The sequence below is a fragment of the Maritimibacter sp. 55A14 genome, assembly GCF_003122205.1.
GTDB lineage: Bacteria > Pseudomonadota > Alphaproteobacteria > Rhodobacterales > Rhodobacteraceae > QEYE01.
The window spans coordinates 80,952-88,804 of record NZ_QEYE01000014.1 but is presented as its reverse complement, the minus strand read 5'-3'; the positions used below and the strand labels follow the sequence as shown (position 1 = coordinate 88,804).

Genomic DNA, 7,853 nt, shown 5'->3' with positions numbered 1-7,853 from the left:
GCCTTGTCATGACCGAACGGCAGAAGATGCTCGCTCGGTATGTCCAGCTTCGCCCCGATCTCCTGGATCGGCTTCTTCTTCGCTTCCCGCGCGATCTCGATATCCGTCTTGTAAGCCATGACTGTCCTTCAGCTTTCCAGGTTGTCGCCGGGGTTCAACCCGACGGAGGCCGCCCATTCGGCAGCAGGTTGCTTGTCGCCGCCCTCCGGGCGGACCCGCTTCACGAGGATGCGCCCGCCGATGCATTGCACCGTCACGCCCGCGTCGGAGACCTCGATCACCCGGCCCGACACGCCGTCGCCAGGCACGCGGACGCTGTCGAAGACGCCCAGCTTCGAACCGTCATGCGTCGTCCAGGCGCCCGGCGCCGGGTTGGTGCCGCGGATCAGATCATAAACCTGCCCGACCGGCTTATGCCAATCCACATGTGCGTGTTTCGCCGTGCAGCGGCGCTCATAGGTCGCCTGCGCCTCATCCTGCAGGATACGGGGCGGGTTGCCGGAGCGGTAGAGATCGCAGACCTCCAGCGCCGATGCGACCGCGGCGGGATAGATTTTCTTGAAATAGAGGTCGATCACCGTGTCGTCCGGTCCGATCTCGCATTCCCATTTCAGAAGGACATCGCCCTCGTCGAGCCCATCCGTCGGGTAGAACCAGGAAAAGCCGGACTTGGTGGAGCCCATGATGATCGGCCAGTTGACCGCCGAAGGCCCGCGATGGAGCGGCAGAAGCGACGGGTGGAAGCAGATCGAGCCTTGCTTGGGCGTGTCGCGTGCAGCCTCGGGGACGAAGACGTTGACGAAGGCCATGATCATCAGATCGGCGTCGAAGCCGGCCAGTTCGTCGATCGTTTCCTGATCCTTGAAATGCGCCGGCTGAAGCACAGGCAGGCCCTTTTCCAGCGCCAGTTCCTTGATCGGATCGACCGGCTTGCCCTCGCGGTCGGGCTCGCAATAGACGGCCACGACCTCGTCCGTTCCTGTCTCCAGGAGCTTGGCCAGGACATCCTTGCCGAAAGCCTGCTGTCCCATCACGATCAGGCGCATCACTTGACCTCCCCGACGGCACCCGACGCGATCACATCGTCAAGTTCACCGCCACTGAAACCCAGCACGTCGGTCAGGATCTGGCGGGTATGTTCGCCCAGGAGCGGCGACCGTTCCACCTTCACCTCGCTGTCGGAGAGCTTGATCGGGCAGCCGACCGAGATGTATTCGCCGCGCTCGGGATGCGGCACCCGGACCAGCGTGCCGGTGGCATAGAGCCCCTCATCCTCGGCGATCTCCTTCATCGACAGGATCGGCCCCACGGGGATGTTGAGCGGGTTGCAGATATCCATCACCTCGAACTTGTCCTTGGTCATGGTCCATTGCTCGATCCGCTCGAAAATCTGGTTAAGCTTGTCGAGGCGCTCCGGCGGCGTGGCGAAGCCTTCCCTGGTTTTCCAGTCCGGCTCGCCGATCACGTCGCAGACCTTTTCCCAGACCGCGGCCTGGATGATGAAATAGGTATAGGCGTTGTTGTCGGTCTCCCAGCCCTTGCATTTCAGGATGCGCCCCGGCTGGCCGCCGCCGCTGTCGTTGCCCGCGCGCGGCACCGCGTCGTCAAAGGGAATTCCCTCGCCGAATTGCGAGTATTCCCTTAGCGGCCCGGCCTCCAGCCTCTGCTGGTCACGCAGCTTGACACGGCAGAGGTTCAGCACCCCGTCCTGCATCGCCGCCGAGACGCGCTGTCCGCGGCCGGACTTTTCGCGCTGGAAGAGCGCCGTGACGATCCCCAGACAAAGATGCAACCCGGTGCCCGAGTCGCCAATCTGCGCGCCGGTGACCAGCGGCGGGCCGTCCAGGAAGCCGGTGGTCGAGGCCGAGCCGCCGGCGCATTGCGCGACGTTTTCGTAGACCTTGCAGTCCTGGTACTTGCCGGGCCCGAAACCCTTGATCGAGGCCATGATGATGCCCGGGTTGATCTCCTGAATGCGCTCCCAGGAAAAGCCCATCCGGTCGAGCGCGCCGGGCGCGAAATTCTCCACCAGAACGTCGCATTCCTCTATCAGCCGGGTCAGGACCCGCTTGCCGGTCTCGTTCTTGGAATCGAGTTCGATCGAACGCTTGTTGTGATTGAGCATCGTGAAATAGAGGCTGTCCGCCCCCGGCTTGTCCACGAGTTGCTTGCGCGTGGCGTCGCCGACGCCGGGACGTTCCACCTTGATCACATCCGCACCGAACCACGCCAGAATCTGGGTGCAGGTCGGCCCCGACTGAACGTGGGTGAAATCCAGAACCTTGATACCTTCGAGGGCTTTCATGTCTACCTTTCCCGTGGAGATCATTACTTCCGCGCCTGCGGGTAGCGCGCCTGCGCCACCACGGATTGCGGATTGAGGTTACCGATATTGCCGCTTTCCTTGCCCGCCGCGGGGTCGATGGCGGCGTTGATCAGCGTGGGCTTGCGGCTGGCGAGTGCCTCGTTCACGGCGCGGCGCAACTCGTCGGGCGTCTTCACCCATGCGCCGACGCCGCCGAAGGCTTCCATCATCTTGTCATAGCGCGCATCGGGCACGAAAACGGTCGTCGCCGGATCGTCGCCGCCGCTCCAGTTCTCGCCGTCGCCGCGATAGATGCCGTTATTGTTGAAGATCACCACGCAGACCGGCAGGTTGTAGCGGCAGATCGTCTCCACCTCCATGCCGCAGAAGCCGAAGGCGCTGTCACCCTCCACCGCCACGACGTTCTTGCCGGTCTCGATGGCGGCGGCGATGGCGGCGCCCATGCCGATCCCCATCACGCCCCAGGTGCCCACGTCGATGCGGTGGCGCGGTTTCTGGATGTTGACGATGGAACGCGCCATGTCGAGCGTGTTGGCCCCCTCGTTCACGAGGATCGTGTCGGGCTGCTCGGTAAACACCTGTTTCAACACCCCGAGCGCCGCGTGATAATCCATCGGCACGTTGTTGTTCTGGAGCCGCGCGGCCATCTTCTCCATGTTGGCCTCGGCCTTGGCATGGACCGTGTCGAGCCACTCCTTCGGCGGCGCGATGCCCCGGTCCTCCATCCCCTCGATCAGCGCCGACACGCAGGAACCGACATCGCCCACCAGCGGCGCGGCGATCTCGACGTTGCTGTCCATCTCCTCGGCGTCGATATCGATCTGGATGAACCGCTTGTTGCCGGCGGCGCCCCATTGCCGGCCCTTGCCGTGGCTCAGCAGCCAGTTCAGCCGGGCGCCGACCATGATCACCACATCGGCATCCTTGAGCACCAGCGAGCGGGCCGCCGCGGCGCATTGCGGATGGGTGTCGGGCAGAAGCCCCTTGGCCATCGACATCGGCAGGAAGGGGTAGCCGGACTTCTCCACCAGCTCGCGGATCTGGTCGTCGGACTGATCATAGGCCGCACCCTTGCCCAGGATGATGAGCGGCCGTTCGGCGCCCTTCATCACGTCGATGGCGCGGGCCACGGCGTCGGGCGCGGGCCGCTGGCGCGCCGCCGGATCAATGACCTCGACCAGGGTCTTGGCGCCCTCCGCGGCGTCCATCACCTCCCCCAACATGGCGCCGGGGATGTCCAGATAGACGCCGCCGGGGCGACCGCTGACGGCACTGCGAATGGCGCGCGCGATCGCGATCCCGATATCCTCGGCATGGTTCAGGCGATAGGCCGCCTTGCAGAACGGACGCGCGATGGAGAGCTGGTCCATCTCCTCGTAATCGCCCTGCGCCAGGTCGACGATCTCCCGCTCCGACGAGCCGGAGATCAGGATCATCGGCCAGCAATTCGTCGTGGCGTTGGCCAGCGCGGTCAGCCCGTTGAGGAATCCCGGCGCCGAGACCGTCATGCAGATGCCGGGCTTCTTGGTCAGAAAGCCCGCGACCGATGCGGCATAGCCGGCATTCTGCTCGTGGCGGAAGGAAATGACCCGCATTCCCTGCGCTTGCGCGTAGCGGCCGAGATCGGTGATTGGAATGCCCGGCACGTTGTAGATCGTGTTGATTCCGTTGAGCTTCAGCGCGTCGATGACCAGATGGAAGCCGTCCGTCTGTTCCTTCGGCGCATCGGCTTCACCCGTGCCCGCGTCCATGTCCTGAGCTGAGCCGGATAGTGTCATTTCTGTCTCTCCTTGATAGGCAATATCTGCATTTCAGCTGGCCTTGTCGCCTGAACCCCTGAGGCTCTCGAGCCGCGTCCAGGTCTTGCTGATATGGTCATGCAACAGCATCGTGTGCTCGCGCACCCGACGTGAAGCCTGATCGGCGTCGCGCGCGGCCAGTGCCTCGATGATGCTCATGTGATCGACGACCGAACGCCGGGCGCGGTCGTTCTCGCCCATGGCGCGGCGGCGCACCGCCTGCATATGGGTAAAGAGCCCGTCGGCCGTCGTGCGCAAGAGCGCGCAGCCCGAAAGCTCCAGAATGGTCTGGTGGAACGTGATGTTCGCGTCGGAGTATTCCTCCAGATCGGCGCGCGCCACGTCCGTGCTGTGCTTCATCGCGAACTTGCGCAGCGCCTTGATCTGGTCATCGGTGGCGTTCTCGGTGGCCAGACGGGCGGCCATGCTTTCCAGCGCCGCCCATGTCACGACCATCTCCAGGATTTCCTCGCGGGTCTTTCGCCGCACGAAGACACCCTTGCGCGGAACGATCTCGACAAGCCCCTCCTGGGCCAGCCGGGCCAGCGCCTCGCGAATCGGAGTGCGCGAGACGCCCAGCCGCTCAGCGATCATGCGCTCGTCGAGCCGCAGATCCGCGTCAGGACGGTAGATGTCCATGTCGAGTATCGCCGCCCTGAGCACCTTGAAGGTATGATCCTTCAGCGTGAAGCTCTCGGCTACAGGGCTCAGCTTGTCACCAATCGACACCGGAACACCCCTCCCAAAGGTGTGCTGAATTCCGTGCCTCCGCCCTCCCGGCGATGGCCTCGGATGTGGTATACCATACACCTGATATCGAATCCGTCAATGACCGTTTTTCGCCGATTTATTGATATAATTGTTGACACGGCCCCCTGTGGTATACCACATACCCTTGTAACTTCGAAAAAGAAAGGCGGGGAAATTGCTGATCCGTGCGTCTGATTCTGCGCTGGTCGTGATCGACATGCAGGAACGACTCGTTCCCGCGATGCAGGCCCCCGCCCGGACCATCAGGAACACCCGCCTGCTGCTGCGCGCCGCCGAACGCACCGGCGTGCCCGCATTGCTCACCGAACAGTATCCGTCCGGGCTCGGCGCGACCGTGGCCGAAGTCGCATCGGCCGCCGGCGACGCGCCGGTGCTGCCCAAGATGCATTTCTCCTGCATGGAGGACACCGAGTTCGCGGCGCGTTTCCGCGCGCTCGGACGCCGGCAGGCCGTGCTGACGGGGATGGAGGCGCATATCTGCGTCGTTCAAACCGCCGCCAGCCTGGTGGAGGACGGCTACGAGGTCTTCGTCGTCTCCGACGCGACCGCGTCCCGCACGATCGAAAGCGAACATGCCTGCCTGGAACGCCTCGGCGCCGCGGGTGTCAGCGTCGTCACGACCGAGATGGTCGTCTTCGAATGGCTCGGGCAGGCAGGCACCGCCGCCTTCAAGGAGCTTTTGCCGCTCATCAAATAAACTCAGCCGCAGGGGGGAATAAGATGAATATTCACGAACATCAGGCCAAGGAGGTTCTCAAGACCTTCGGCGCGCCGGTCGCGCAGGGGGTTGCGATCACCAGCCTCGATGAGGCCGAGGCCGCCGTAGCGGCCCTGCCCGGCCCGGTCTGGGTGGTCAAGAGCCAGATCCACGCGGGCGGCCGCGGCAAGGGCCGCTTCAAGGAGCTGGGCCCGGACGCCAAGGGCGGCGTGCGCGTCTCCTTCTCGCGCGACGAGGCGCTTGAGAACATCCGTGAAATGCTGAGCAAGACGCTGGTGACCAAACAGACCGGACCGGCAGGAAAGCAGGTCAACCGGCTATATGTCGAGGCGGGTGCCGAGATCGAGCGCGAACTTTACCTGTCGATCCTGGTGGACCGTGAAACCGGGCGCGCTTCCTTCGTGGCCTCGACCGAAGGCGGCATGGATATCGAGACCGTGGCCGAGGAGACGCCCGAGCGCATCCATACGGTGGCCATCCTCCCTTCGGCCGGCTGCACCGAGGCCGACGCCGACGCGCTGGCCGACGCGCTGGAACTTGACGGCACCGCCCGGGAACAGGGCACCGCGCTGTTCCGCGCACTCTACGACGCCTTCACTTCCAAGGATATGAGCCTGCTGGAGATCAACCCGCTGATCGTCACCAAGTCGAACGACATCCAGGTACTCGACGCGAAAGTATCCTTCGACGGCAACGCGCTCTTCCGGCATCCCGACATACTGGAATACCGCGACAAGACCGAGGAGGACGAGAAGGAGATCGAGGCGTCGAGATACGACCTGGCCTATATCGCGCTCGACGGCGAGATCGGCTGCATGGTCAACGGCGCGGGCCTGGCGATGGCGACGATGGACATCATCAAGCTCTATGGCGGGGAGCCCGCCAACTTCCTCGACGTGGGTGGCGGCGCCACGACCGAGAAGGTCACCGCGGCCTTCAAGATCATCACCTCCGACCCGAACGTGAAGGGCATCCTGGTGAACATCTTCGGCGGCATCATGCGCTGCGACGTGATCGCGGAAGGCGTGGTGGCGGCGGTAAAGGATGTGGGACTGACCGTGCCGCTCGTGGTTCGGCTCGAAGGCACCAAGGTCGAGGAAGGCAAGAAGATCATCAATGAAAGCGGGCTCAACGTGATCGCCGCCGACGATCTCGACGATGCCGCCCGCAAGATCGTCAAGGCCGTGAAAGGATAAGCCGATGTCAATTCTGATCGACAAGGACACGAAAATCATCGTTCAGGGCCTGACCGGCAAGACGGGCTCGTTCCACACCGAACAGGCGCTGGCCTATAACGGCACGCAGATGGTCGCGGGCACGCATCCCAAGAAGGGCGGCACGTCCTGGCGGGGCTCCAATGGCGAGACCCTGCCGATCTATGCCAGCGTGGCCGAGGCGCGCGAGGCAACCGGCGCCACCGCCAGCGTGATCTATGTTCCCCCGGCGGGGGCGGCGGCGGCCATCGAGGAAGCCATCGACGCCGGGATCGAGCTGATCACCTGTATCACCGAAGGCGTGCCCGTACAGGACATGGTGCGCGTGAAGGAGAAACTGGGTACCTCCCGCAGCCGACTCGTCGGCCCCAACTGCCCCGGCCTGATGACCCCAGATGAATGCAAGATCGGCATCATGCCGGGGTCCATTTTCAAGAAGGGCTCGGTGGGGGTGCTGTCGCGGTCGGGCACGCTGACATACGAGGCGGTCTACCAGACAACGACCGCGGGCCTGGGACAGTCCTCGGCGGTGGGGATCGGCGGCGATCCGGTCAAGGGGACCGAGTTCATCGACATCCTTGAGCTTTTCCTGGCCGACCCGGAGACCAAGTCGATCATCATGATCGGCGAGATCGGCGGATCGGCCGAGGAGGACGCCGCGCAATTCCTCATCGACGAAGCGAAGCGCGGACGCTCGAAGCCCACGGTCGGCTTCATTGCCGGGCGCACCGCACCGCCGGGGCGCACCATGGGCCATGCCGGCGCGGTGATCTCCGGCGGCAAGGGCGGCGCAGAAGACAAGATCGCGGCGATGGAGGCGGCGGGCATCCGCGTCTCCCCCTCGCCCGCGAAACTGGGTGAGACGCTGGTGGAGTTCCTCAAGGCGTAATCCCCGGCAGGCCTGCTCCCGGCCGTCCGGTGCATCCGGGCGGCGCGCGGGCTGTTCGATTTGCGTTGCACTTCGTTAAGCGCGCTTATCCTGTCGCTCTTTCGAACACAGCCATTCTGGGCAGGCGGTAGGATCG

8 protein-coding genes are annotated in these 7,853 nt (G+C 64.2%); 3 read left to right on the top strand and 5 right to left on the bottom strand.

The window, feature by feature from the left end:
• The 5 genes from DDZ14_RS13100 to DDZ14_RS13080 all read right to left on the bottom strand — a co-directional run.
• Positions 1-119 (bottom strand): formate--tetrahydrofolate ligase (locus DDZ14_RS13100; RefSeq protein WP_146193140.1); only part of this gene is annotated, 119 nt, incomplete at its 3' end.
• 9 nt (positions 120-128) lie between these two features.
• Positions 129-1,046, bottom strand: a complete 918-nt coding sequence (locus DDZ14_RS13095; RefSeq protein ID WP_233252576.1) for a methionyl-tRNA formyltransferase — start codon at positions 1,044-1,046, stop codon at positions 129-131.
• Positions 1,046-2,305: a formyl-CoA transferase gene (gene frc / locus DDZ14_RS13090; RefSeq protein ID WP_109425432.1), complete on the bottom strand. Its 1,260-nt coding sequence runs from the start codon at positions 2,303-2,305 to the stop codon at positions 1,046-1,048. The genes DDZ14_RS13095 and frc overlap by 1 nt, the downstream gene beginning before the upstream one ends.
• A gap of 23 nt (positions 2,306-2,328) precedes the next feature.
• Positions 2,329-4,104: an oxalyl-CoA decarboxylase gene (gene oxc / locus DDZ14_RS13085; RefSeq protein WP_233252575.1), complete on the bottom strand. Its 1,776-nt coding sequence runs from the start codon at positions 4,102-4,104 to the stop codon at positions 2,329-2,331.
• 33 nt (positions 4,105-4,137) lie between these two features.
• Positions 4,138-4,854: a GntR family transcriptional regulator gene (locus DDZ14_RS13080; protein ID WP_109425430.1), complete on the bottom strand. Its 717-nt coding sequence runs from the start codon at positions 4,852-4,854 to the stop codon at positions 4,138-4,140.
• A gap of 196 nt (positions 4,855-5,050) precedes the next feature.
• On the opposite strand from DDZ14_RS13080, the gene DDZ14_RS13075 reads away from it, so the two are divergent.
• The 3 genes from DDZ14_RS13075 to sucD are packed head-to-tail and all read left to right on the top strand — an operon-like array spanning position 5,051 to position 7,717.
• Complete coding sequence (locus DDZ14_RS13075; protein ID WP_109425429.1) at positions 5,051-5,593, top strand: hydrolase; 543 nt, start codon at positions 5,051-5,053, stop codon at positions 5,591-5,593.
• Positions 5,594-5,616: 23 nt separating this feature from the next.
• A complete protein-coding gene (gene sucC / locus DDZ14_RS13070; RefSeq protein WP_109425428.1) occupies positions 5,617-6,810 on the top strand; it encodes an ADP-forming succinate--CoA ligase subunit beta in 1,194 nt (397 codons plus the stop codon).
• A gap of 4 nt (positions 6,811-6,814) precedes the next feature.
• A complete protein-coding gene (sucD, locus tag DDZ14_RS13065) occupies positions 6,815-7,717 on the top strand; it encodes a succinate--CoA ligase subunit alpha (protein ID WP_109425427.1) in 903 nt (300 codons plus the stop codon).
• The last annotated feature ends 136 nt before the right edge of the window (positions 7,718-7,853 follow it).

Bases quoted from the DNA above. Each gene is read 5' to 3' on its own strand.
- DDZ14_RS13095 (WP_233252576.1), bottom strand. From the start codon at position 1,046: ATGCGCCTGATCGTGATGGGACAGCAGGCTTTCGGCAAGGATGTCCTG.
- frc (WP_109425432.1), bottom strand. From the start codon at position 2,305: ATGAAAGCCCTCGAAGGTATCAAGGTTCTGGATTTCACCCACGTTCAG.
- oxc (WP_233252575.1), bottom strand. From the start codon at position 4,104: ATGACACTATCCGGCTCAGCTCAGGACATGGACGCGGGCACGGGTGAA.
- sucC (WP_109425428.1), top strand. From the start codon at position 5,617: ATGAATATTCACGAACATCAGGCCAAGGAGGTTCTCAAGACCTTCGGC.
- sucD (WP_109425427.1), top strand. From the start codon at position 6,815: ATGTCAATTCTGATCGACAAGGACACGAAAATCATCGTTCAGGGCCTG.